Genomic DNA, 300 nt, shown 5'->3' on the forward strand with positions numbered 1-300 from the left:
GCGGTGCGCTACGACACCGATGCCGACGGCAATCCGGACTACAGCCGGGTGACGCTGGCCGGGACCGGTGGCACGGCGATCGGCAATGTCGCGGCAGGCGTGGCGGCCGATGAGGCGGTCAATGTCGGCCAGCTGTCGCCGGTGGTCGCAGCGCTGGGCGGCGGCGCCGGGATCGACCCGACGACCGGCGCGGTGACCGGCCCGGTGTACACGCTCGACGACGGCAGCGACACCGGCACGACGACCGACTTCGGCGATGTGGGCTCGGCGCTGGACAACCTCGACGGGCGCACGGCAAGC

General features: G+C 73.3%; 1 protein-coding gene. It reads left to right on the plus strand.

The window, feature by feature from the left end; genetic code table 11:
- Positions 1-300: hypothetical protein (locus ABE505_RS17100; RefSeq protein ID WP_346445865.1), on the plus strand; the 300-nt coding region annotated here is incomplete at both ends.

The organism is Luteimonas sp. TWI382 (assembly GCF_039674545.1).
Taxonomy (GTDB): Bacteria; Pseudomonadota; Gammaproteobacteria; order Xanthomonadales; family Xanthomonadaceae; genus Luteimonas.